Below are 25417 nucleotides of genomic sequence, written 5' to 3'. Positions count from 1 at the left end.
AATTACAAAAGGTTGCCTAGGTATTAATTTATTTTTGAAGAAAGTTTTTGTTTGGGAGAGAATAAGGTCTTTAAGCCTTACTTTTTAAAGAAATCACTCTTCGACAGGCTCAGACTGATAATTGATAATTGTTTACTGAAAAAATTACTTCTTACGTTCTATCACGTAGTTCACCATTAAGATAAGTGAATCTTTATAAGTTGAAGGTGGGTAATCGTTTAAGATTGAAAGTGCCTCTTTTTGATATTCTTTCATTTTGGTAACAGCATAATCCAACCCGCCGTTAGATTTTACCAATGCAATAACTTCCTTAACGCGTTTTTTATCCTTGTTGTGTTTCTTGATGGAATTGATGATCCATTTTTTTTCTTTTGGCGTAGAATTATTGAGCACATAGATCAATGGCAGGGTCATTTTTTGTTCCTTGATATCGATCCCCGTTGGTTTCCCTATTTGCTCCTCTCCATAATCGAAAAGATCATCTTTTATTTGAAAAGCCATTCCAATAAGCTCCCCAAATCTTCTCATTTTAGCGATCTCTGAGGATTCCGGTTTTACTGAAGCAGCGCCTAAACCACAACAAGCTGCAATTAAAGTCGCTGTTTTCTGGCGAATAATATCGTAATAAACAGCTTCGGTAATATCTAAACGTCTGGCTTTTTCTATTTGGAGCAACTCGCCTTCACTCATTTCTTTCACAGCGATAGAGATGATCTTCAGCAGATCGAAATCGTTGTTATCTATAGAAAGCAATAAACCTTTAGAAAGTAAATAATCACCTACTAAAACAGCGATCTTGTTTTTCCAAAGTGCATTAATACTAAAAAATCCTCTCCTCCTATTAGATTCGTCTACAACATCATCATGAACCAAGGTAGCAGTATGAATAAGTTCTATAACCGCTGCGCCTCGATAGGTACGTTCGTTCACCTGCCCTTCAGAAACCATTTTTGCAACCAAGAACACAAACATAGGTCGCATTTGCTTCCCTTTCCTGTTAACTATATAATGCGTTATTTTATTTAAGAGCGCCACTTTTGAAGACATGGACTCAAAGAACTTTTTTTCGAAAAGTTCCATTTCTTTTTCAACCGGTAATTTTATTTGAGAGATCACCTTCATAAGAAATCAAATATAGCTAAAGATTATGGTTTAGATATTTTTAGGCTGTTATGAAGATTTGTTTGCCAATTGGCCACAGGCTGCATCTATATCTTTCCCTCTAGATCTTCTAACGGTAACGGTAATTCCATTTCTTTCCAACATGTTCTCGTACATACTGGTAGCTTCAGAAGAAGCCTGCTGGAAAACACCATCATCTATGGGATTATATTCAATTAAATTAACCTTACAAGGCACATATTTACAGAATTTCACCAATGCTTCAGCATCTTTACGGGTATCATTTATACCTTCCCAAACAATATACTCATAGGTGATCCTGCTTTTAGTTTTTTCATACCAATATTCCAATGCTTCCTGAAGATCTACTAAAGGAAAAGTTGCATTAAAAGGCATAATTGTAGTTCTTATTTCATCTATTGCAGAGTGAAGCGAAACGGCCAGTTTTACCTTTGTTTCATCATCTGCTAACTTCTTGATCATCTTGGGAACCCCAGAAGTAGAAATTGTAATACGCTTAGAAGACATCCCTAATCCTTCTTTGGAAGTGATCTTTTCTATAGACTTCATTACATTATTGTAGTTCATGAGCGGCTCTCCCATCCCCATAAAAACGATATTGGACAATGGCTTATCAAAATACAATCTGCTTTCATTATCTATAGCAACTACTTGATCGTAAATTTCATCTGGATTTAGATTACGCATACGCTTTAAGGTAGCCGTTGCACAAAATCTGCAATCTAAACTGCATCCAACTTGAGAAGAAACACAAGCGGTAGTCCTCTTTTTAGTAGGAATAAGAACAGATTCTACGGTGAGATCATCATGTAATCTTACTGCATTTTTAATAGTACCATCACTACTTCTTTGCATTTGGTCTACACGAATATGATTGATCACAAAGTTGTCCTCCATCATCTGTCTTGTTGCTTTGGAAATATTAGTCATATCTTCAAAACTATGAGCACTTTTATTCCACAGCCACTCATAAACTTGAGACCCACGAAAAGACTTATCTCCTTGAGCTACAAAGAAATCCTGTAATTGTTCCTTAGTTAAAGCACGTATATCTTTCTTCTTTTCTTTCACGCTGCAAAAGTATGAAGATTATTAGGATTTACAGTAGAAACTATCAAATTCAAAACTCTGCTAAAAAAAGAAAACCACGAATACTTCTCTTTAAATGAGCGTATTCGTGGTTTAAATTATTTGGAAGGTGGATGTTAGATAATCAACATAGCATCTCCATAAGTATAGAACTTATATTTTTCCTTGATCGCTTCGTCGTAAGCTTTTTTCATAAAATCATGTCCTGCAAATGCAGAAACCATCATCATTAAAGTAGACTTAGGCGTATGGAAGTTTGTGATCATACAATTAGCAATGCTAAAATCGTACGGAGGAAAAATAAATTTATTGGTCCAACCACTAAATTCATTTAAAGTATGGTTAGAAGAAACCGCACTCTCCAACACACGCATACTTGTTGTACCAACAGCACAAATTCTGCGTTTTTCACTAAGCGCCTTATTGATTGTTACAGTAGCTTTCTCTTCAATAAAAGCTTCTTCACTATCCATTTTGTGCTTGGAAAGATCTTCAACTTCCACTGGGCTAAAAGTTCCCAATCCTACGTGAAGCGTAACTTCAGCAAAATCTATCCCTTTTATTTCCAAACGTTTTAATAAATGCTTAGAAAAATGCAAACCTGCAGTTGGAGCAGCAACAGCACCTTCATTCTTAGCATAAATAGTTTGGTAACGCTCAGCATCTTCTGGCTGCACGTCTCTTTTAATATATTTAGGAAGTGGAGTTTCCCCTAGTTCCTGTAATTTTTTTCTGAATTCCTGGTAAGAACCATCATATAAGAAACGAAGAGTTCTACCTCTAGATGTAGTGTTATCTATTACTTCAGCAACAAGACTTTCATCATCCCCAAAATACAACTTGTTACCAATTCTAATTTTTCTTGCTGGATCCACTAACACATCCCAAAGCTTAGTTTCTGGATTTAATTCTCTTAATAAGAAAACTTCAATACGAGCTCCGGTTTTTTCTTTGTTTCCGAATAAACGCGCAGGAAATACCTTGGTGTTATTAAGAACCATAACATCATTTGGCTCAAAATAATCCATTATATCCTTAAATAATTTATGCTCAATTGTTTGGTCTTTTCTGTTTAGAACCATCAAACGTGCTTCATCCCTATTTTCTGAAGGGTATTCAGCTAGAAGTTCATCCGGAAGTTCAAAACCAAATTGTGAAAGTTTCATTCCCATATTATCATTTTTTAAAGGATGCAAATATACAACCTCAACATAGGGGTTGTCAAGTAAATAGATGTTTATTTAACAAATGAATGTAATCTAGACTTTCTCTACAGAAAATCCAATGGATTCTAGGTCTTCCCAAAACTCCGGATATGATTTTGAAACTACTCCAGCATCTTTTATTGTAAGCGGAACTTTTAAGGCTAAAGGCGCGAAAGCCATTGCCATTCTATGATCGTTATAAGTTTCTACTTCTATGTTTTCCTTTAATATAGCACAGGCTGCTAGAGACAAGCTATTGTTGGTGATCTCTACAACCGCACCAAATTTCTCTAATTCATTTTTTAAAGCAACTAATCTATCCGTTTCCTTGATCTTTAAAGTATGAAGACCTTTCAACTCGCAACCTATTCCTAAACCTAAACAAGTAACTGCAATGGTTTGAGCAAGGTCTGGCATGTTTTGAAGATCTAAATGTAAACTCTTAGGTTTTTTAGATGTATTTTTTAAAAGTTGAATTTCATTAGCCGTAAATGAGGTTTCAATTCCAAATTCTTTATAAATAGGAATAATATTGGAGTCTCCTTGTAAACTTTCCTGTTTGTAGTTCTTTAAATTAAGTTGTGCTTGTTTTCCTAAAGCAGCAATAGAAAAATAGTACGAAGCAGAACTCCAATCAGATTCAATTTCAAAAGTTTTAGCTTGTACTTTATTTTTAGGTTGAATTGTTATTAATTGTCCTTCAAATTCTGCTTCAATTTCAAAATAGTGAAGCAATTCTAAGGTCATATTAATATAGGGAGCGGAAGTTACGGGTCCTTCCAAATTTATACTTAATCCCTCTGGCAGGGAAGCACCTATTAACATTAATGCTGAAATATATTGGCTGCTGATATTAGCCTGAACCCTTACCGATGATTTCTGAAATTTTTTACCTGTGATCTTGATAGGCGGAAATCCCTCTTCATTTAAATAACTGATCTCTGCCCCTAGCATTTTGAGAGCATCTACCAAAAGTTTAATTGGTCGTTCCTGCATTCTAGAACTCCCCGTAAGCACAACTTCCACTCCTTCTCTAGAAGCAAAATAGGCCGTAAGAAAACGCATTGCAGTACCAGCATGATGAATATCTACTGTCCCTTCTTTAGCCGATAATACCTTTTGCAAAACTGAAGTGTCGTCACTATTGGATAGATTGCTTAAACTTATAGAAGGGTATAATGCTTTAAGGATTAAAGCTCGATTAGATTCACTCTTAGATCCTGTAATTTGAATTTCTGCAAAGAGGTTGGTATCTGGATGACTTAATTGAACGTTCATATAACTTAAGATGAAAATATATTAATGAGGAAATATCACAACTAATTTAATGCTCTCTCTCTTCCTTTTTTTGTTTAATAGAAAATTGCCCAAAAGTGATTATGAAACCATATAAAAAACCTGAAAAAAGAGATCCTAAAACAAAACGCATCCATCTTTCTTCAGATAAATTCAGTTCAAAATAACCACTAAAATCAAAACCTCCGAATGTAAAGAGCATAGTAATTATATGATAGACCACGATAAATGATAATCCCATTCCTGCAACAGATTTCCAAAAACCCTCTGCAGTAATCACTTTTTTAAAGTTCATTATTTCAATTTTTCGTTGTTATGATGCCTGTCATGATCCCGCTTTGTCTTGAGATCCAATTTCTTATCGAAAGCATCCTGAAGATTGATCCCTGTTTGATTTGCCAAACATAACACGACAAACATAACATCTGCCAATTCCTCCCCAAGATCTTTATTTTTATCACTCTCCTTCTCACTTTGTTCTCCATATCGTCTTGCGATGATACGGGCAACTTCCCCAACCTCTTCTGTAAGTTGCGCCATATTTGTAAGCTCGTTAAAATAACGAACTCCATGATCTTGTATCCATTTATCTACAGCCTCTTGTGCATTTTGTATATCCATTATGATGTTTTTTTCAGTACAATAGTTTCCAAATTTTTCTCAATCATACTGCTATAAAAATTCTTTAAAGTTTCATACTCCTCCGGCAAATATATAACAGTATTTATTTTAAACTCGGAATCTATTTTTAAATACTTACCAGTTGCGGCTACAATTAGTTTAAATACCGCTCCATCATTATTAACTGTAATAATCTGGTTTTCTGGCATAGACTCCACTTCATAAGCATCTGGAATTTTAACATGTACGGTATTAGAGACAATAGAAGGATATTTAAAGAAAATAGGGTAATTTCTTTCATCAGATTTAAAAGGATTGGAATCTTTAGTTAGAAAGAATAGTGGTTTTAAATAAAGGTTGTTTCCAATTTTTTCAATCCCATTATTAAGATCGAAATCGTAAGATTCCCTAATGTCCTGATCTAAAATTTCTTTATTTTTCGTTTCAATATTAGAAATCTTAATATCTCCTTTATCCTCTTCTAATTGCTGTATATAATTTTCTCCGCCTAAATTATTCTTTTCTTCTCTAAATTCTTTAGCATAATAACCATCTAGAATATTGGTGACTTTTCCTTTAATTGTAAGATCATCCTCGATTTGAACTCTCAAATTTGTTCTATATTCTGATACCTCTTTTCCCATAAGATCTACCCACTCTGAGCTTCCATCTTCACGAACAAGTCTTCCCATCCAGTTCCTAGCATGTTCTGAAAGCATACCTGGATTATTATATTTTTGCGAGGCGTCTAATATTATAATTTTATTATTAAGTTTTACTGATGCAACTACATAGTTAAATCCTGTTCTGCTAGGATAAATAGGGATTCCGTTATCCTTAGTGCTAATTAAAATTGGATTAGCATCTAGCCCAGCATATTTAAGCATGGATGTAAGCATGAGATTAATATCTGCAATATTACCATTCCCTTCTTTGTAAGCGTCTCGCACTCCATTTTCTGAATAGTATCCAACATAATCGTTCCACTTAACCTTATCTTTTACAAATTGGAAAATTATGTTCATCTTGTCTTTAGGTATGCTTTTACCTTTTAAAACCTCATCTAGATCATCATCAAAATATTTAGTAATTGAAAGTTCTTGACCAAATTCTGAATTATTATAAATCTTATTTACAACATCCTCCCAAGTTTCAGAATAATTCTCAATTGCTCCCGATGGAAACTTTGTATATAATAACTCCCATGAAAGAAATGCAGCATAGTTTTTTAGATAATCTACATATTCCTCTTTTTTAAGAGCAGGGATATTCTCTTCTTCTATTCTATAAATATTTTCTCTATATTCTAATTTAGAAGTGCTTCTAGAATGTGAGATTACATTCCATCCCTTGCGTTCTATACTAGTATTTGTATGTGAAGTGTTCTTTTGTGATTCCTGAATTTTAAACGTTAATGGAGATTTTGGGTTAGAATGCTTTTGAAAAATAAAATATTCTGGGATAATTATTTGTGTCTCCAATCTTTTAATTGGAATAGTATTCTGAAGCTCCATCTTATCTACAGTAAATATAAAAGGTGAAATTATAGTATACTTATATTCTATCACACTGCCTTCTTTTAATGCAGGCATGGTTATTTTCTCTTTACTTCTATATTTATTTACTTCAACATCGAAAATCCCATCTTTACTTAATTTTTGAGAGATCAACTCGCCTTCTTCAATATTGTAAGTTTCTCCTCTTATCCCAACAACTTCTTCTTTATCGCTTCCAGAATTGTAAAGACTAATCTCCTTGGTAGCCCAATCGAAACCGTCCTGGTTGTAGATTTTTATGCGCTCATGCACATCTGTAGTTAAAACAAAACCTCTGTCTTTTTTATAGTCATAATATGTATTGGAGCTCTTAAATAAAAATGCAGCATTAGCTTCAGGATTTGTTGGATGGGATAATTCTAATACTTCTTCTTTAGATACTTTTCCATACTTATAATCTTGTGCATATATGGTATTTACTATGACAACAAAAAGGATAAGTAGTATACGATTTTTCATATTTTAATTGGTTAGTTTGAAATAATTACTGCTTTTTGATTACTAAAAGTTTTTAATTGGATCATAAATTTTCTGAAATCCTCATAAGCTTCTTTCTCCCATAATCCATCTTTCAGGATGTAAGTTTGATTCACTATGATCTTTTTATTTTCTTCCTTGATTTCCATTTTAAAACTTCCAAATTTATTTTGCAGCTCTATATTTTCAGGAATACTTTCAACTATATATTCTGCAGGAATATTTAATACAGTTTTATTTTTAATTGTTTTTCCTCTAAGTATCTCCAGTGGCAGATTTCTATCCAAATATCTGGGAGTTTCTTCAGTTTCAACATTAACAATACTTAGCGGAATCAATAATCTTTTTCCTGCTACAGATCCAAAATTAGAACCTGCAATAGCCATTTTCTCTGTAAAGATTTTATCTTTTTTACTGTTTAAAAATGTTAAGCTATCTATTTCTAACTTTTTCAAATAACTTAAATGCTTTCTATAATATATTTTTTGAGCTTTAAAAGCTATTCTTTCCAATCCATAGGTATTTCCGTATTGAATGCCTTTAGATATTCTTTTGAAATCTCCTTCAAAATCGCCATTAGCGTTTAAAAAAAGTTCTATAGAATTTTCTTGAATATTCTCATCAAACTCATATTTTTTAGTCTTTATAATCTCCCCTCCAGATGGTTTTATAAGCAACACATTTCTATTATCTGTAAAATCGCCTAAGTAATTGAAAGGGGCCGTTTGGCTGGTACATTCCAAATAAATATTCTCATTTTCTTGGGGAATAGTTAAGATCACATGATTTCCCTGCATCGATGCAAACTCGCCATCTATATCTCGTTTCTCTTCACCAGCGTAAACTACCGTGTAATAAGATTTTATTCCTTGGCTTTCTAATAAGGAATATGTATAATTTGTTAATGCCTTGCAATCTCCATAACCAAGATTATCTACCTCAAGAGCATTCATAGGCATCCAACCTCCAATCCCTAACTGAATGCTTATATATCTGGTTTTAGCCTGCATATATTCGTAGATCAATCTCGCTTTTTCCATTGGCTCCTTTACACCCATCGTCAAATCCCTGACCTCAGCAATGGTCTCTGGAGAAAGTTCATTCTTATTGACTAATAAATGATCATATTGCCATTGTCCAAGATCTTGCCAATTACTAGCACTGCCTTTTACACCCGCTAATGCAAAATCCTGTAATGCTATTTTTACTTTGGGTATATAATCCCAAATTCTAGGGCTTAAGTGCTCACCTTTAAGAGCAGCAATATTGCTTGCGCTATATTTCACATTGAACTTATCCCCGGAATTAACGATAGAAGAATCAATATTGGTTTCCTTAATACGCAAAGGAATGCTCTTAGGGTTTGTAAGCTTATAGGAAGTCTCTTGAACACTTTGCGAGGTTCTATCTACAGGAGACCAAGACTGAATGAAAATAGTGTTTTTAGAGACCACTTCACTATTATACAAGATCGTGTAAGGATAACTTGTGGGTGTATAATCTAAATAACTCACCCTATTATCGGTAAAAAGATCGTTAGAACTTACTGCACTAACATCCTTAAAGTCTTTTTGCTTATATTTTTTGACTTCTTTACCCAGAGCATTGTAAACAACTGCAGATTGCTTTTTAATAGTTAAATTATTATTGTAAAATTCTAATGAAGATACTTGATCATCTCCTGAATTATTCAATACAGTTACTATTCTTTTAGTTTGAATAGTCATTTTATCTACATCATCAATTTCAATAGAAATTGATTCATTCCTTATCACGGAATTTGAATTTTCCAGTAATTCTAGTGGAATATTTGTTATAGATAAAGAATCGTCTTGGCAAAATATGTAGGGGGAATTTACAAAGAGAATTATGGCGACTAGGGCTTTAAATCTCATTTTTAACAATAAATTTTGTTAAAACTAATCTTTAAATTGAAAACACCAAAGATTATTCTCTGCTTTTTGAATCTATGATAATAGTAACCGGACCATCATTTATAAGAGAAACCTTCATATCTGCTCCAAAAATACCTCTCTCTACCTTTTTATCAAGTTGGTTTTCAAGTTCTAACAGAAAAGCCTCATAAAGTGGAATAGCAATATCGGGCTTAGCAGCCTTAATATAACTTGGCCTATTCCCCTTTTTTGTACTAGCATGCAATGTGAACTGACTAATCACCAATACATCACCATCAATATCTTGTAAAGAACAATTCATCACCCCAGCTTCATCATTAAAAATGCGCATTTTCAAGATCTTATTGCACAGCCAGGTAATATCCTCTTTGGTATCTGTATCTTCAATTCCCACAAGAATTAAAAGTCCGCTGCCTATTTGTCCATTAACGTTTTCATTTATGGTGACCGATGCTTCTATAACTCTTTGTAAAACTATTCTCATTGCTCTTCCGGGAAATCATCCGTTCTATATTGTTGCTCGTCTTCCCCTTCTAATATCTGCAAATAACTCTTATATCTGGACCAAGCGATTTTCCCGTCTTCCAACCCATCTTTAACTGCACAATGGGGTTCATCTTTATGCAAACAGTTATTGAATTTACATTCTTGTTTCACCGCAAAAAATTCTGGGAAATAGTTTCCTAATTCCTCTTTTTCTATCTCCACAATTCCAAAACCCTTTATCCCGGGGGTGTCTATAATTCTGGCATCGAAACTAAGATCATACATCTCTGCAAAGGTGGTAGTATGTTGACCCTGCTTATGCTGAGCGCTAATAATGGAAGTTTTTAGATCTAAGCTTGGTTCTAATGCATTAATAAGAGTAGATTTTCCAGTACCACTATGCCCAGAGAACATACTGGTCTTACCTATCATCATCTCTTTCACCTTATCTAAATTCTTACCTGTCTTTGCTGAAATCCCTATACATTCATATCCAACTTCTCTATATAACGCTGCCAGGTATTTAATTTCATCCAGCTCCTCTTCATTATAAACATCTATCTTATTAAACAGTAAAACTGTTTTTATATGATATGCTTCTGCGGTTACCAGAAATCTATCAATAAATGTGGTAAAGGTGGGAGGATTATTTAAGGTGATCAATAAGAATGCTACATCTATATTGGCAGCAATTATATGAGTTTGCTTAGAAAGATTTACAGATTTCCGGATTATATAATTATCCCGTTCTTCTATCGTATTTATTACTCCAAAAGTGTCGTCTCCAGTTTCCTCCAGTTCAAACTGTACGTTATCGCCTACCGCTACAGGATTGGTGCTTTTAATTCCTTGCATACGGAATTTCCCCTTTATCCTGCAGCGGTAAAAAACACCGCTTTCAGCCTTTACATGATACCAACTCCCAGTAGATTTATATACAATTCCTGTCATGCTACAAAGGTGCAAAATCCCACGCTTATTCGCTAATTACTTTTTTCTGATGATTTATAGATTCTTGATGAATAGCCTTAAACATTTTTAAAACAAATTCTTCACTTAAACCTTGCTGCTCTCCTTCCAAGATCATTTTACCTAAGATCTCATTCCATCTAGATGTTTGAAGAATAGCAACGTTTTGTGTTTTTTTAATTACACCTATTTCATCTGCTATTTTCATTCTTTTTGAAAGGATCTCTAATAATTGATGATCTGCAATATCAATTTTTGCACGTAAATTCTTCAAGCTGCTCACAAATTCTTCACTTTCAGAGATCTCTTTTCTAATCTTAAGATCTTTCATCACTTGGATTAAGGTAGCTGGTGTAATTTGTTGCGCTGCATCACTCCAAGCATTATCTGGATCATGATGAGTTTCTACCATCAAACCGTCATAGTTAAGATCTAAAGCTGTTTGGCAAAGGTCAAAAATAATATCACGTCTTCCTGCAATATGAGAAGGGTCTAAAATAAGTGGTAGGTCCGGAAATCTGTTTTGGAGATCTATTGGAATTTGCCATTCTGGATTATTTCTGTATTTGGTTTTTTCATAAGCAGAAAATCCACGGTGTATCACTCCTAAATTTTTAACATCCGCAGTATAAAATCGCTCCACAGCTCCCAACCATAATGAAAGATCTGGATTCACAGGATTCTTTATCAAAACAGTTTTATCTGTTCCTCTTAAGGCTTCTGCAATTTCCTGAACGATAAAAGGAGAAACAGTAGTTCTGGCTCCAATCCATAAAATATCCACATCGTGTTTTAAGGCTAATTCCACATGATTTGCATTCGCTACCTCTGTAGTTGTTAGCAATCCTGTTTCTTCTTTTGCGGTTTGCATCCATTTTAAACCTAATGCGCCTACGCCTTCAAAATTTCCCGGGCGGGTTCTTGGTTTCCATAAACCGGCTCGTAATACGCTAACATCGCTATCCTTTAATTGTTTTGCAATTCCCACAAGTTGATCTTCAGTTTCAGCACTACAAGGTCCTGCTATTACAAGTGGATGATCAAGGTTAAATTTATCTAACCATGTTCTTAGTTCTTTTTTATTTTCCATTGTTACCTATTGTTTAATTAATTCTTTTTAAATAATTCCGTTTAATATAGATTTGATATGATTTGTTTTTTCCATTTCGTTAAAGACTCCTTCAAAATCGTTATTCTCCAGTAAGTCTTTAAACATGTTGAGATTCTGAATATATTCCTTTAAGATCTCCACAACATTTTCTTTGTTTTGCTCAAAAATTGGAGACCACATGGCAGGAGAACTTTTGGCGAGTCTAACAGTAGAAGCAAAACCACTACCGGCAAGATCAAAAATATTGCGTTCGTCTTTTTCCTTTTCCAATACTGTTTTACCAAGCATAAAAGAACTTATATGCGATAAATGTGAAACATATGCGATATGCCTGTCATGAGATTTTGGGTCCATATAACATATTCTCATTCCTAATTTTTGGAAAAGCTCTAATGCTCTTTCCTGAAGCTTAAATGCGGTTTTTTCTACCTCACAAATAATATTCGTCTTATTCCTATAGAGATCCTTTACTGCTGCTTGAGGTCCGGAAAACTCTGTTCCAGAGATTGGATGAGCTGCCAAAAAATTACGCCGATTTGGATGTGTGCTTAAAGCCTCGCACAGCTTTCCTTTAGTAGAACCGGTATCGATTACCAAGGTTTGGTCTTCTACTAAATCCAAAACTTGTTTTATAAGCGGAATACTTACATCTACCGGCACAGCCACAATTACCAGATCTGAGGATCTAACATCGTTTATTTCCTCAATCTCATCAATGATTCCCAAGGATAGTGCTTGTTGAAGATGATCTGGATTATTATCTACACCAACCAACTGCACTTCAGAAAATACATTTCTAATATCCACCGCGAAAGATCCGCCTATGAGGCCTACACCTATTATATGTACTCTCATTATTTAATTCTATTAATTGCTTCCTTAATTTTCTCCTCTGTAGTACAAAGTGAGAATCGTATATAACCTTCTCCCTGATCGCCAAAAATGAAACCAGGAGTTGCAAACAGATCATAGGTATGTAATAAATGATCTACAAATAATTCCGAGGTAGTGTCTAATGGCACCTTTGCCCAAACAAACATCCCGGTTTGGTCCTTTTCTGGAATACAGTTCAATTTTGAAGCTAGCTCCAATACCAATTCTTTTCGTGTTCTATAAATAACATTCAATTCGTTAAACCATTCTTTGGGTAAACGCAATGCTATTGCTGCTCCAGCTTGTAAAGGGAAGAACATTCCACTATCCATATTGGACTTCACCTTTAAAACGGAATTTAAATTATCTTCATTTCCACATACCATTCCTATTCGCCATCCCGCCATGTTAAAACTTTTACTAAGCGAATTCAATTCCAATGCTACCTCCTTAGCTCCTTCTGCTTCCAAAATACTAATAGGATGATCGTTAAGAATGAAGCTGTAAGGATTATCGTTAACGATGAGGATATGATGTTTCTTAGCAAATGCCACAAGATCTTGAAACACCTTTTTAGTTGCTGAAGCTCCTGTTGGCATATGCGGATAGTTTACCCACATCACTTTCACTTTACTAAGATCCAACTTCTCTAAACTCTCCAGATCTGGTAACCAATTGCCTTTTTCATTCAGATCATAAAAAACAGGTTCTGCTCCAACTAATTTGGTAACAGAAGAATAGGTAGGATATCCCGGATTTGGAATTAAAACCTGATCTCCTTCATTTAGAAAAGCCATAGAAATATGTAAGATCCCTTCTTTACTCCCCATAAGAGGAAGAATTTCTTTTTCTGCATCAAGGCTCACAGAGTAATGTGTACTATAAAATTCTTTTATTGCACTTCTAAAATCTGAGGTTCCTTTGTAAGGCTGGTATTGATGTGCTGCCGTTTTTGCCAAGGCATCATTTAAACCTTCTATAACTTCTACAGGTGGAGGAAGATCAGGGCTTCCAATCCCCAAATTAATAATGGGTTTCCCAGAGGCCTCCAAAGCCCTTACTTCCCGCAATTTTGAAGAAAAATAGTATTCCTTTACTTCATTTAATCGTTCTGCTTGGATCATTATAATTTATTTTTGTAGGTGCCTAATATTTTTAAATGCTCTGTCATCACTTCTACGATTTCCATCGCTTTTTGGAATTCTAAGTGATCCTCGAAGATAACATCTACGAAAAATGAATATTTCCAAGGAGTTTCAATTATGGGCATAGACTGTATTTTAGTCATATCCAAATTATAATCCCGTATAATATTTAAGACAGATACTAGACTTCCTCTTCGGCTTTCTAATTCAAATTTCAAGGAAGCCTTATCCATCTGTATTCCATTAGGCTCTTTTTTAATATTGCTTACAATTAAGAATCTTGTAGCATTACTTTTTTTAGTATGAATGCCTTCAGCAAGAATCTCTAATCCAAATAATTCGGCTGCCATTGTACTAGCTACGGCTCCAATTCCCATAGATCGTTTTTCTGAAATTCTTCGGGCTACTTCGGCTGTATCTGTATCCTCAATCAATTTTATATGAGGATATTTTTTAAAAAATTCTTTACACTGAAGTAAGGCCATAGGATGCGAAAACACCTTTTTAATATTAGAGATATCTTGTCCCGGCACTGCCATTAAATTCATATTTATAGGAATATAATGTTCACCTACTACGCTAAGATTATGCTCATCTATAAGTGCATAGTTGGGCAAAATGGAACCAACAATAGAATTCTCTATGGCCATCACAATTTCCTGAGATTCCCCAGCAACAAGGGAATTCACTAACTCATGAAAAGACATACATTCCTGTACCTTCACATTTGTTCCAAAGTATTCTTGAGCCACCAAATGATGAAAAGAACCTTGAACTCCTTGAATTCCTATTATTTTTTCCATTTAAAAATTTTCAAAAAAAAAAGGTCCTGATTTTTAATAAATCAGGACCTCTTTATATAATTTATAATTTTAATTACATGACGCTCCCGATCTTATCTCCGTAATAGAAATAAAAATAATAGAATGCAGTCCAAGTAATTATATTCTTCATTGTTCTTTTTAACTATCGCTAATGTAGTATTTAATTTAATATCACCTATACTTTTTTATATTTTTTCACGATAACGTTTTAGTGAAAACCCTTTTAAAATAAATTTATCCATACTTTTGAAAAAAGCTTAGCTATGTCCATTTCTGTTAAAGAAATATCTAAATATTACGGAGAACAAAAAGCCTTAGATAAGGTTTCATTTAGCATCGAAAGAGGTGAAATTGTAGGATTTTTAGGCCCTAATGGAGCAGGAAAATCTACACTAATGAAAATTTTAACCGGCTTTCTTTCTCCTTCAGAAGGTGTGGCGAGCGTGAATAATATTTTGCTTTCTGAAGATCTAAAAGCAGTGCAGCGAGCTATTGGTTACTTACCAGAACATAATCCTTTATATACAGAAATGTATGTGAGGGAATATTTAGCTTTTAATGCTTCTATATACAAATCCAGTAAATCCAGGATTGAAGAAGTAATTAAAATGACTGGACTTTTGCCTGAAGCGAACAAAAAAATAGAGCAGCTTTCTAAAGGATATCGCCAACGAGTTGGACTTGCAGCAGCACTTTTACATGATCCAGAAGTGCTTATTTTGGATGAACCTACTACAGGACTAGACCCAAATCAGCTTACAGATATTAGAAATTTGATCTTAGAAGTAGGTAAGGAAAAAACAGTTTTTCTTTCTACTCATATTATGCAAGAAGTAGAAGCAATTTGCGATCGGGTGATCATTATAGACAAAGGAGTAATAGTGGCCGATAAGAAAATGAAGGACCTACGGGAAGAAAAAGAACAAATTATTCAAGTAGAATTCGATTACAGAATAGAGGAAGTTGCTTTAAAAGCACTGCCAAATTTGGTGTCTGCAAAGAATATTGGCGGATTTCATTACGAACTTAAATTCGAAACTGATAAAGACATGCGTCCGGCAGTTTTCGATTTTGCTCATAATAACGGACTAAAAACCCTTCAGTTAAACAGAAAATCTAAAAATTTAGAAACTTTATTTTCAGAATTAACTATTCAAAAATAAGTCGGCCTGTATAGTATTCCTCTACATCTACCACAGGAGGTCTATTTTTAGCTTTCACATTTCCACTGCTACGCAATTCCCCTTTAATAGATTCTACTGGAAATACGATCATTTTATTAGTACCCCTATGAAAGATCTCATACTTCTGAACAATTAAATTAGAAGCATCCAATCTACTATCCCCCGCCGCAAAGAACACATCAAAATTCTCTGCTTTCCCGCTAAGAAAGTAATTGGAAACATTATCGTTAGTGATCCTTAAATTTTCCACATCCAATTCTAATATAAAATCTCCATCTGTATGAATTGAAAGATCATTCTCTTGATTTACTGAGCGCAACCAAAGCTCATCCAGTTTAAGAGTTCCAATAGTTTCTATAGCGCTTCCGCTGCTGTTTTGTAGCCAGGTAAGATCTGGTATGGTTACATATACTTTGGTAAGCTCGTAGTCTCTCACCAAATTGCAAGAATTCCCATTTCTTATGCTTAATCTATTATCTATAACCTCAACAGAAACATCTTTTCTTAAATTTTCTCCGGTTTCTATCACCACTTTTCGAACTGGGCCCTGCTGAATATAGAGCTTCACTTGTTCGTAAACAATTATCTCGTTGAAGGTATCCACAGAAACCTCATCCTGAACAATGTCTCCCGCTTTTTTGAAACATCCTGGAGCATCTTCAGCATCACAACTACTTAATAAAAAAGTAGAGAGTATTAAAAAAACTAACTTTTTCATATCTACAATCTATATCCTATTGAAAATTCTACTGCTTCGGCATTTGCGGCATGAGATCTTACCGTTGCCGATGCCCACCAATGATCACTTATTTCTCTTCTTAAACCAAGCCTGTTATAAACCCGCTCCACATAATTATTATATGGATAATAAGCATAATACCCCACTTGTGTAACCAAGGACATTTTATTGAAAGTTAATTGATGACCTATAAAAACCCCAACTCTTTTTGCATCCTCGTCTCCTTCGGTTATACCCTGCGGAAAAGCAACCGACTGGAAATAAATAAATTCCTCTAAAGCCTTAGAAAAGAACACCTCTGCTCCTGCTTGCAAGGTGCTCTTTTTATTGATCACCTTATCTGCAAATCCAGTCAGTGTTAAAAAAGGATACTGTTTAGAACCAATTACTCCGGTTGTATTTACTCCACTTCTAAGCACGAAATTATAATGAACTGGTTCTGTATATTTTTTCTCTTTGGGATCCTTCTCCACATAATCGGGCATATTTTCATAATCCAAATGATAGTTTAATCCAACATTAAAAGTAAAGGTGTTGGTACTGTTATTTGGAGATTTAAAATCGGCATTAGAATAATGAATTACTGAAATTCCTGCCTGTACTCCAAATCCTTTATAAATATTTTGCCTATGGAAGTTACCCATGAGATAAGTAGAACTCAACAATCTGGACCCGTAGGCATTATTAATATAATTAGATTCTGCATTATAAGGATTTGTAGCATATGCCATCCCCTGCCCAATTCTAAACATCAAATTTCTCTTGAGGAAGTAAAAATTAAAATGAGCATATAAGCCATAATTCTCTCCCAAATATTGATTTTTCATATCCTGATATGAAAAAGAATATCCAAAATCCGGAAAATTATATCTGCGCTCCCAAGCCTCTAATCCATAGGTTTTCCTGTTGAAACTTAAAATTACACCGGTTGGATGACCAGTTATTAAGTGAGCAATATCTGGGTTATGTTCAATGATAGAGCCATAGAAGTAATTCGCATCTAAGGAATAATACTTTTTAATCTCCTCTTGAGCGTAAGAAGTGGTAGAAAAAATTAAAAGTAGGACAAGCAAGCATTTTTTCATAGGGGGCAAATCTAATCTATTAATTTAAAAAACCGAAGAAGCGATTTTATGAATATTGGTGCTTTTCCCCATAGAATAATAATGCAACACCTCGACGCCAGAACTTATAAGTTCTTTGCTCTGGGCAGTGCACCATTCTACACCAACTTCGCGAACTTCCAAATCTGTCTTACAATTATTAACCGATCTTATAAGTTCTTCAGGTAAATCCACATGAAATCTATGTGGAATATTGGTGAGTTGTTTTTTAGTAGCAAGGGGTTTAAGTCCAGGAATTATTGGGATAGTAATTCCGCTTTTTCTGCATTTTGATACAAACTCAAAGAATTTTGAATTATCGTAAAACATCTGAGTAACCACATATTCTGCTCCAGCAGCAACTTTCGCTTTTAACCTTTCTATATCATTATCTAAACTTGGTGCTTCCATATGCTTTTCTGGGTATCCAGCAACACCTACGCAAAAATTGGTAGCATGGTTTTTTTCTAATGGTGAATCTAAATATTGTCCTTGGTTCATTTCTTGGATTTGAGACACCAGATCTGATGCGAAACAATTACCCTTGGGCTCCGGCTTAAAATAGGTTTCACTTTTAACAGCATCCCCACGAAGTGCCATTACATTGTTGATTCCTAAAAAATCCAGATCGATCAAAAAGTTCTCAGTATCTTCTTTGGTAAAACCCCCACACAGGATATGCGGCACTGCATCTATTCCATATTTATTCTGAATTGCGGCACAAATTCCCACCGTTCCTGGCCGTTTTCGAACTACTTTTTTCTCTAAAAACCCGTTGGGTTGTTCTATGTATACATACTCTTCCCTATGATAAGTCACATCTATAAACGGAGGTTTAAATTCCATTAAGGGATCTATTCCATCGAATATAGATTGAATATTCTGCCCTTTTAGCGGCGGTAATATTTCAAAAGAAAAAAGCGTTTTGCCTTTAGCGGCAGCTATATGTTCTGTTATTTTCATCTATGTATTATTGATCTGAAATTGAAGGATTCAACCATTTTTCTGCTTTTTCAACAGAAATATCTTTTCGTTTCGCAAAATCTTGTACCTGATCTAATTTGATCTTTCCAAGTCCGAAGTATTTAGCTTCGGGATTCCCAAAGTAATATCCACTTACACTCGCTGCAGGCCACATAGCTAAGCTATCTGTTAGTTTAACGCCGATATTTTCTTCCACCTTCAAGACTTCCCAAATAGTGAGTTTTTCTAAATGATCCGGGCAGGCTGGATATCCGGGAGCAGGACGAATCCCCTTGTAACTTTCTTTTATAAGATCTTCATTAGAAAGCTCTTCATTAGCCGCATATCCCCAATCTTCTGTTCGCACCTTTTTATGAAGATACTCTGCAAAGGCTTCTGCTAATCTATCGGCCAAAGCTTTCACCATGATCGAATTGTAATCATCGAGCTCGGCTTCAAATTTGGTAGCAAGTTCCTGAGTTCCAAAGCCAGTACTTACACAAAAAGAACCAATATAATCCTGAATCCCAGAATCCTTAGGGGCTATAAAATCTGCCAAAGCAAAATTTGGCTTGCCTTCATACTTTTTGAGTTGTTGCCTTAAGGTTCTAAAAACCTTCTTTTCTTCTTCATTCCCTTCAGAAGTGATTATCTCTATATCATCGTCTTGTACTGAATTTGCTGGAAATAATCCAAACACCGCTTTCGCCTTCAGTAATTTCTCTTTTAAGATCTTCTTTAAAAGTTGCTGCGCTTCTTTAAATAAAATAGAGGCTTGCTCACCCACTACCTCATCGGTAAAGATCGCCGGATATTTACCATGCAGTTCCCAACTTCTAAAGAATGGCGTCCAATCTATAAAAGGAACTAATTTTTCTAGATCCAGATCTTCAATTACCTGAACACCCAGTTTATTGGGCTTTACAACTTCTGAAGTTTTCCAGTTGATCTTGAATTTATTTTCACGAGCATGCTCTAGAGGTAGAAAATCTTTCACTTTACTACGCTTCAGAAAATTGGTTCTAAAGACCTCATAATCTGATTTTATGTCTTTAAAATATTGTTTCGATGTTTCTTTTTTCAGAAGATCATTCACCACATTCACTGCACGAGAAGCATCATTCACATGAATTACAGCATTGTGATAATGAGGATCTATCTTCACAGCAGTATGCGCTTTAGAAGTGGTAGCCCCACCTATAAGTAAGGGAACCCTAAAATTTTGACGTTGCATTTCTTTTGCCAAAAACACCATTTCATCTAAGGAAGGGGTTATAAGTCCGCTTAGGCCAATAGCGTCCACATTTTCTGACTTTGCTACCTCAATGATCTTTTCCGGAGCCACCATGACGCCAAGATCTATGATTTCGTAATTATTACAACCCAGCACTACACCTACGATATTCTTCCCAATGTCGTGCACATCTCCCTTTACGGTAGCCATTAAGATCTTACCTTTTGCTCCTTTTCCTGTAGACCCATCTTTAGCTGCTTCAATATAAGGCAGTAAATAGGCTACCGCTTTTTTCATTACCCTAGCCGATTTAACAACTTGTGGCAAGAACATTTTCCCGCTTCCAAAAAGATCTCCCACTACATTCATCCCGGTCATTAAATAGACTTCTATCACCTCAATAGGCCTGGAAGATGCTAAACGGGCAATTTCCACATCCTCTAAAATATATGCATCGACACCTCGTACTAATGCATGTGTAATTCTTTCCTGCAAAGGTTTTTCTCTCCAAGAGAGATCTATCTTGTTTTCACGAACAGAGCCGGTAACTGTTTCAGCAAAAGTTAAAAGTCGATCTGTAGCATCATCTCTCCTATCCAGAATAACATCTTCTACATGTTCTAAAAGATCCTTTGGGATATTATCATACACCTCTAACATTGCCGGATTAACTATTCCAATATTCATCCCGGCCTTTATAGCGTGATATAGGAACACCGAATGCATCGCTTCCCGCACCGGATTATTCCCTCTAAAGGAAAAGGAAACATTGCTCACTCCTCCACTTATACTTGCATGTGGGAGATTAGATTTCACCCAACGTGTTGCTTCAATAAAATCTATCGCATTTCTTCGATGTTCGTCCATTCCTGTAGCCACCGGAAATATATTAAGATCGAATATAATATCCTCTGCAGGGAAACCCACTTTTTGGGTAAGAAGCTCATAGGAACGCTTTGCTATTTCTATTCTTCGTTCATAAGAATCGGCTTGACCATTTTCATCAAAAGCCATAATAATTACAGCGGCGCCATAACGTTTTACTTTTTTTGCCTGATCGATAAATACTACTTCACCCTCTTTTAAGCTAATGGAATTTACCACACATTTCCCCTGAACAACTCTTAATCCAGCTTCTATGATCTCCCATTTAGAACTATCTATCATTATGGGAACTCTGGCGATATCTGGCTCGGCAACGATCAAGTTTAAGAACTTTACCATAGCTGCTTTTCCATCTACCAGCCCGTCATCCATATTTACATCTATGATTTGCGCTCCTTCCTCTACCTGTTCTCTGGCAATACTAATAGCTTCTTCATATTTTTCCTCCTTAATTAATCGTAGGAATTTTTTGGAACCAGACATATTGGTACGCTCGCCAACATTCACGAAATTGCTTTCCGGTGTTATTATAAGCGGCTCTAAACCCGCAAGTTTTAATGCTCTAAATGCTGTCATTTTATAGGAATGTTTCAGGTTTCAATATTTTTTTAAGCGATCTGGGTTTGTATTCCTTGGATATTTCAGAAATAGCTTTTATGTGCGCGGGAGTTGTTCCGCAACATCCACCCAAGATATTCACCAAACCTTTCTCCAGATATTCTTGAATTTGCTCTGCCATTATCTTCGGAGTTTCATCATACTCTCCAAAGGCATTTGGTAATCCTGCGTTTGGATAAGCAGAAATTCCAAATTCGCTTTTACGGGCCAGTACCTCTAAATGAGGAGTAAGTTGACTTGCGCCAAGGGCACAGTTGAAACCAACACTCAGCAAATTCATGTGTGAAATTGAGATTAGAAAAGCTTCCGCAGTTTGACCGGAGAGTGTTCTCCCGGAAGCATCTGTTATTGTTCCGCTTATCATAACAGGAATTTCGGAATGGAGTTCCTCTTTTAATTCATCTATTGCATATAAAGCAGCTTTTGCATTTAGGGTATCAAATACAGTCTCCACCAATAAAACATCTACGCCGCCTTCTATTAAAGCACGAGCCTGAAGTTTGTAGGCAACTAATAATTGTTCAAAGGAAATGGCTCTATATCCGGGATCGTTCACTTCCGGGGACATGCTGGCTGTTTTGTTGGTAGGTCCAATTGCACCAGCTACAAACCTCGGTTTAGATGGCTCTTCTAAAGTAAGTTCTACTGCCACCTTTTTTGCGATCCTTGCCGATTCAAAATTAAGCTCATAAACCAGTTCCTCCATTCCATAATCTGCCATGGCAATAGTAGTTCCAGAAAAGGTATTGGTCTCTACAATATCTGCACCCGCTAGAAAATATTTCCTATGGATCTCCTCGATTGCATGAGGCTGTGTAAGCGATAAAAGATCATTATTGCCCTTCAGGGATCTTGGCCAATCGGCAAAACGAGAGCCACGGAAATCTTCTTCAGAGAATTTATATTCTTGAAGCATGGTGCCCATTGCACCATCGAGGATTAATATTTTTTTGGAAAGGATCTCTTCTAATTTTGACATATTATGAAGTATATATGTATCAAAAAAGAGGAGTGAAAAGAATTCTTTTTGTTATCTATCTGCGAATAAAATGCAGTAGAATGTAGCACCTTCTCCAAAAGGAGGGTTGCCAAGGTCTCATAGGGTCTTATCCCTCCACCTTTCTTGATAACGTTTTTAAATAAAAATAAGAACTTAAGTCTTGTAAATATACGCTTAGTTTGCGCATTTCCAAGTGCTATTTATTAAATCAATAATTTCGTGGGCTTGCCCAAAACATGAATTGGAAAATACTTTTAAAAATTCAAAGCATCCCGATAGTTATCGGGACAGGAAATCCCGCTATAGGCATTAATCTCAATTAATTTCTTCATCATTTAAGGTGATAGTATAAGTAATAGTCGCAGCTTTTTCTAACATCTTTGAAACCGAACAATATTTCTCCATAGACAATTTCACAGCTCTTACAACTTTGGCAGCGGGTACATCTCCTTTTAAAATAAAATTTAAATTGATCTTCTTAAAGACATTTGGTATAGCACCATCTTCGCGAAAACCTTCTACCTCTACTTGTAAATCTTCCAGTTCATGCTGCTGCTTCTTTAATATCATTACAACATCTATGCTGCTACATCCCGCAATTCCTCTCAAAATAAGATCCATTGGGCTGGAGCCTTTTGGTTCTTCTTCAGATTTGTTATCTAAAAGCACAACATCTCCACGTTCATTTTTGGTTTCAAAAAGATAGTTGGTATTCAAACGTTTTAAATGGATCTTCATTTTATTTCAGAATTTGGTCAAATTTAATAAATCCAAAATGAATATCGAGCAACAATTTTGTTTGAGATTAGATTTATAAAGAATCTATAAAACCTACTCCTGCCGTTGTATTTGTAATGGGATCTATCAAAATGAATCTTCCATTCTCAGGATTATTCTCGTAAGTATCTGCATAAATAAGCTTACTTAACTTCATGGATACCTGCCCAATTTGGTTTAACTGTAAATTCGAATTTATTTCACCTGTATCATAATTTCCTAAACTTATGCTTTCAATATGATCTATTTTGGTGAGAATTCTATTGGTATTATGTTGAAGTAAATACTTGGCACTAGGTAGCATGGATTTAGAATCCATCCAACAAATGGTTGATATTAAAGTTTTTGAACACTTTGGGATTTCATCTGATTTTACCAAAGTATCTCCCCGGGTAATGTTTATATCATCCTCTAAAGTAATTGTTATAGAACTCCCTGAACTTGCCTCCGCATATTCCTTATCAAAAAAATATATCTCTTTAACCTTACTGCTAGTTAAACTAGGTAAAACAGTAATAGATTCTCCCACTTTTAGATTTCCTCCACTCAACTTACCAGCATAAGCTCTAAAATCTCTATGATCTTCTGTCTTGGGTCTAATAACGGTTTGAACCGGGAATCTGCTTTGGGTCTTTTTCTGAAAATCTTCAGCTTTAATATTTTCAAGATAATCTAATATCGTATTACCTTGATACCATCCCATATTCGAAGACACATCTGCTATATTTTCACCCCACAAGGCACTAACAGGAATAAAAGTTACTTTTTGATCATTGTATTCACTTTCCTTTTGGATCTTTTTAAAGTCTGATACTATTTCGTTGAAAACATCTTCAGAATAGTTCACCAGATCCATTTTATTTACAGCTACCACAACTTCTTTTAATCTCAAAAGATTATTTATAAAAAAGTGCCGCTGAGTTTGCTCGATCACCCCTTTTCTGGCATCGATCAAAATAATTGAAACCTGAGATGTGGAAGCTCCTGTTACCATATTTCGTGTGTATTCCACATGACCCGGAGTATCTGCAATTATGTAACTCTTTCTCTGCGTGGAAAAGTAGATGTGCGCAACATCTATAGTGATCCCTTGTTCTCGCTCTGCTACTAAACCATCTGTAGCTAAAGAAAAATCAAGGTAATCTAAACCTTTCTTTCGACTACTTTTTTCAATAGCCTCCAATTTATCTGAGGTTAAAGATTTAGTGTCATACAAGAGCCTTCCTATTAGCGTACTCTTACCATCATCTACACTTCCTGCTGTTGCAATTTTAAGAACTTCCATTTTATTATTTATCATTTAAAAGTAACCTTGCTGTTTTCTTGTTTCCATAGCCGCTTCAGATCTTTTATCATCTATTCTGGCGCCACGTTCAGAAATAGTTGAATGGATGATCTCATAGACGATTTCTTCTATAGTTTTGGCATGAGATTCTACAGCAGCAGTGCAGGTTACATCTCCTACTGTTCTAAATCTTACATTTTTGGTCTCCACCTCTTCTGATTCGTCTTTAAAAACATGTTCTGAGGCCGTCCAGATTAACCCATCCCGTTCAAATATCTCGCGTTCGTGTGAAAAATAAATTGATGGAATTTCGATTTTCTCCCGATCTATGTAATTCCACACGTCCAACTCTGTCCAGTTAGAAATAGGAAAAACACGAACATTCTGTCCAATTTCGATCCTACCATTAAGCATATCGAAAACCTCGGGGCGTTGATTTTTTTCATCCCACTCTCCAAAATCATTTCTCACAGAGAATATGCGTTCTTTGGCTCTGGCTTTTTCCTCATCTCTTCGGGCTCCACCAATACAGGCATCAAACTTAAACTCTTCGATCGCCTCTAAAAGCGTGTTTGTTTGCAAACTATTTCTACTGGAATATTTCCCAGTTTCCTCAACAGATTTTCCGTTATCTATATCATCCTGTACATTTCTTACAATGAGATCAAGTCCCATTTCTTTAACCAGCTTATCTCTAAACGCTATGGTTTCAGGAAAGTTATGGCCTGTATCTATATGCAATAAAGGGAATGGGATCTTAGCTGGATAAAAGGCTTTTTCTGCCAGCCTTACCAGAGTTATAGAATCTTTACCTCCAGAAAATAGCAACACAGGATTTTCAAACTGAGTTACCACTTCTCTAAAAATATAGATAGCTTCACTTTCTAAGGGGTTTTGTTTTAAAATACTGTTCATTTT

The 25417-nt window shown here is 35.3% G+C and carries 23 protein-coding genes and 1 riboswitch; of the genes, 1 reads left to right on the top strand and 22 read right to left on the bottom strand.

Annotation, left to right across the window (positions count from 1 at the left end; translation table 11 throughout):
- Positions 1–144: 144 nt before the first annotated feature.
- The 14 genes from BC962_RS05540 to BC962_RS05475 form a co-directional block, all read right to left on the bottom strand.
- Positions 145–1122: a polyprenyl synthetase family protein gene (locus BC962_RS05540; protein ID WP_121344865.1), complete on the bottom strand. Its 978-nt coding sequence runs from the start codon at positions 1120–1122 to the stop codon at positions 145–147.
- A gap of 48 nt (positions 1123–1170) precedes the next feature.
- A complete protein-coding gene (gene rlmN / locus BC962_RS05535) occupies positions 1171–2214 on the bottom strand; it encodes a 23S rRNA (adenine(2503)-C(2))-methyltransferase RlmN (RefSeq protein WP_121344864.1) in 1044 nt (347 codons plus the stop codon).
- 134 nt (positions 2215–2348) lie between these two features.
- The gene (gene queA, locus BC962_RS05530; protein ID WP_245984038.1) at positions 2349–3404 is read right to left on the bottom strand and encodes a tRNA preQ1(34) S-adenosylmethionine ribosyltransferase-isomerase QueA; all 1056 of its coding nucleotides are present in this window, start codon (positions 3402–3404) and stop codon (positions 2349–2351) included.
- A gap of 87 nt (positions 3405–3491) precedes the next feature.
- Positions 3492–4715: a 3-phosphoshikimate 1-carboxyvinyltransferase gene (aroA, locus tag BC962_RS05525; protein ID WP_121344863.1), complete on the bottom strand. Its 1224-nt coding sequence runs from the start codon at positions 4713–4715 to the stop codon at positions 3492–3494.
- Between the two features lie 46 nt (positions 4716–4761).
- Positions 4762–5028: a hypothetical protein gene (locus tag BC962_RS05520; RefSeq protein ID WP_121344862.1), complete on the bottom strand. Its 267-nt coding sequence runs from the start codon at positions 5026–5028 to the stop codon at positions 4762–4764.
- The gene (locus tag BC962_RS05515; protein WP_121344861.1) at positions 5028–5354 is read right to left on the bottom strand and encodes a nucleotide pyrophosphohydrolase; all 327 of its coding nucleotides are present in this window, start codon (positions 5352–5354) and stop codon (positions 5028–5030) included. Before BC962_RS05515 ends, BC962_RS05520 begins: the two co-directional genes overlap by 1 nt.
- Positions 5354–7369, bottom strand: coding sequence for a DUF3857 domain-containing protein (locus BC962_RS05510; protein WP_121344860.1), 2016 nt, complete (start codon positions 7367–7369; stop codon positions 5354–5356). Before BC962_RS05510 ends, BC962_RS05515 begins: the two co-directional genes overlap by 1 nt.
- A gap of 11 nt (positions 7370–7380) precedes the next feature.
- A complete protein-coding gene (locus tag BC962_RS05505) occupies positions 7381–9282 on the bottom strand; it encodes a DUF3857 domain-containing protein (RefSeq protein ID WP_121344859.1) in 1902 nt (633 codons plus the stop codon).
- A 52-nt stretch (positions 9283–9334) separates the two neighbouring features.
- Complete coding sequence (gene dtd, locus BC962_RS05500; RefSeq protein WP_121344858.1) at positions 9335–9787, bottom strand: D-aminoacyl-tRNA deacylase; 453 nt, start codon at positions 9785–9787, stop codon at positions 9335–9337.
- A complete protein-coding gene (rsgA, locus tag BC962_RS05495; RefSeq protein WP_121344857.1) occupies positions 9784–10740 on the bottom strand; it encodes a ribosome small subunit-dependent GTPase A in 957 nt (318 codons plus the stop codon). The genes dtd and rsgA overlap by 4 nt, the downstream gene beginning before the upstream one ends.
- 25 nt (positions 10741–10765) lie before the next feature.
- Positions 10766–11848 (bottom strand): bifunctional 3-deoxy-7-phosphoheptulonate synthase/chorismate mutase type II, encoded by a 1083-nt coding sequence (locus BC962_RS05490; RefSeq protein ID WP_121344856.1) that lies wholly within the window; start codon positions 11846–11848, stop codon positions 10766–10768.
- A gap of 27 nt (positions 11849–11875) precedes the next feature.
- Positions 11876–12724: a prephenate dehydrogenase gene (locus BC962_RS05485; protein ID WP_121344855.1), complete on the bottom strand. Its 849-nt coding sequence runs from the start codon at positions 12722–12724 to the stop codon at positions 11876–11878.
- Positions 12724–13866 (bottom strand): pyridoxal phosphate-dependent aminotransferase, encoded by a 1143-nt coding sequence (locus BC962_RS05480; protein ID WP_121344854.1) that lies wholly within the window; start codon positions 13864–13866, stop codon positions 12724–12726. The genes BC962_RS05485 and BC962_RS05480 overlap by 1 nt, the downstream gene beginning before the upstream one ends.
- Complete coding sequence (locus BC962_RS05475) at positions 13866–14690, bottom strand: prephenate dehydratase (protein ID WP_121344853.1); 825 nt, start codon at positions 14688–14690, stop codon at positions 13866–13868. Before BC962_RS05475 ends, BC962_RS05480 begins: the two co-directional genes overlap by 1 nt.
- A gap of 284 nt (positions 14691–14974) precedes the next feature.
- On the opposite strand from BC962_RS05475, the gene gldA reads away from it, so the two are divergent.
- On the top strand, positions 14975–15874 hold the full coding sequence (gene gldA, locus BC962_RS05470; protein WP_121344852.1) for a gliding motility-associated ABC transporter ATP-binding subunit GldA: 900 nt from the start codon (positions 14975–14977) through the stop codon (positions 15872–15874).
- On the opposite strand, the gene BC962_RS05465 is transcribed toward gldA, so the two are convergent.
- The 8 genes from BC962_RS05465 to cysD all read right to left on the bottom strand — a co-directional run bounded on the left by BC962_RS05465 (position 15861) and on the right by cysD (position 25414).
- Complete coding sequence (locus BC962_RS05465) at positions 15861–16613, bottom strand: head GIN domain-containing protein (protein ID WP_121344851.1); 753 nt, start codon at positions 16611–16613, stop codon at positions 15861–15863. The two genes, gldA and BC962_RS05465, sit on opposite strands and share 14 nt — an antisense overlap.
- Before the next feature lie 2 nt (positions 16614–16615).
- Complete coding sequence (locus BC962_RS05460) at positions 16616–17719, bottom strand: acyloxyacyl hydrolase (RefSeq protein WP_121344850.1); 1104 nt, start codon at positions 17717–17719, stop codon at positions 16616–16618.
- 24 nt (positions 17720–17743) lie between these two features.
- Positions 17744–18700, bottom strand: a complete 957-nt coding sequence (metF, locus tag BC962_RS05455) for a methylenetetrahydrofolate reductase [NAD(P)H] (protein WP_121344849.1) — start codon at positions 18698–18700, stop codon at positions 17744–17746.
- A gap of 7 nt (positions 18701–18707) precedes the next feature.
- The gene (metH, locus tag BC962_RS05450; RefSeq protein ID WP_121344848.1) at positions 18708–21395 is read right to left on the bottom strand and encodes a methionine synthase; all 2688 of its coding nucleotides are present in this window, start codon (positions 21393–21395) and stop codon (positions 18708–18710) included.
- 1 nt (position 21396) lies between these two features.
- Positions 21397–22416 carry a homocysteine S-methyltransferase family protein gene (locus tag BC962_RS05445; RefSeq protein WP_121344847.1) on the bottom strand — a complete coding sequence of 340 codons (1020 nt, stop codon included), beginning with the start codon at positions 22414–22416 and terminating at the stop codon, positions 21397–21399.
- A gap of 48 nt (positions 22417–22464) precedes the next feature.
- A riboswitch (SAM riboswitch) is annotated at positions 22465–22570 on the bottom strand.
- Between the two features lie 182 nt (positions 22571–22752).
- A complete protein-coding gene (locus BC962_RS05440) occupies positions 22753–23175 on the bottom strand; it encodes an OsmC family protein (protein WP_121344846.1) in 423 nt (140 codons plus the stop codon).
- Between the two features lie 73 nt (positions 23176–23248).
- The gene (locus tag BC962_RS05435; RefSeq protein WP_121344963.1) at positions 23249–24499 is read right to left on the bottom strand and encodes a sulfate adenylyltransferase subunit 1; all 1251 of its coding nucleotides are present in this window, start codon (positions 24497–24499) and stop codon (positions 23249–23251) included.
- Positions 24500–24514: 15 nt separating this feature from the next.
- Positions 24515–25414: a sulfate adenylyltransferase subunit CysD gene (cysD, locus tag BC962_RS05430; protein WP_121344845.1), complete on the bottom strand. Its 900-nt coding sequence runs from the start codon at positions 25412–25414 to the stop codon at positions 24515–24517.
- Positions 25415–25417 lie beyond the last annotated feature (3 nt).

Source organism: Gillisia mitskevichiae (genome assembly GCF_003634585.1).
Taxonomy (GTDB): domain Bacteria; phylum Bacteroidota; class Bacteroidia; order Flavobacteriales; family Flavobacteriaceae; genus Gillisia; species Gillisia mitskevichiae.
This window is presented reverse-complemented; position numbering and strand designations above follow the sequence as displayed.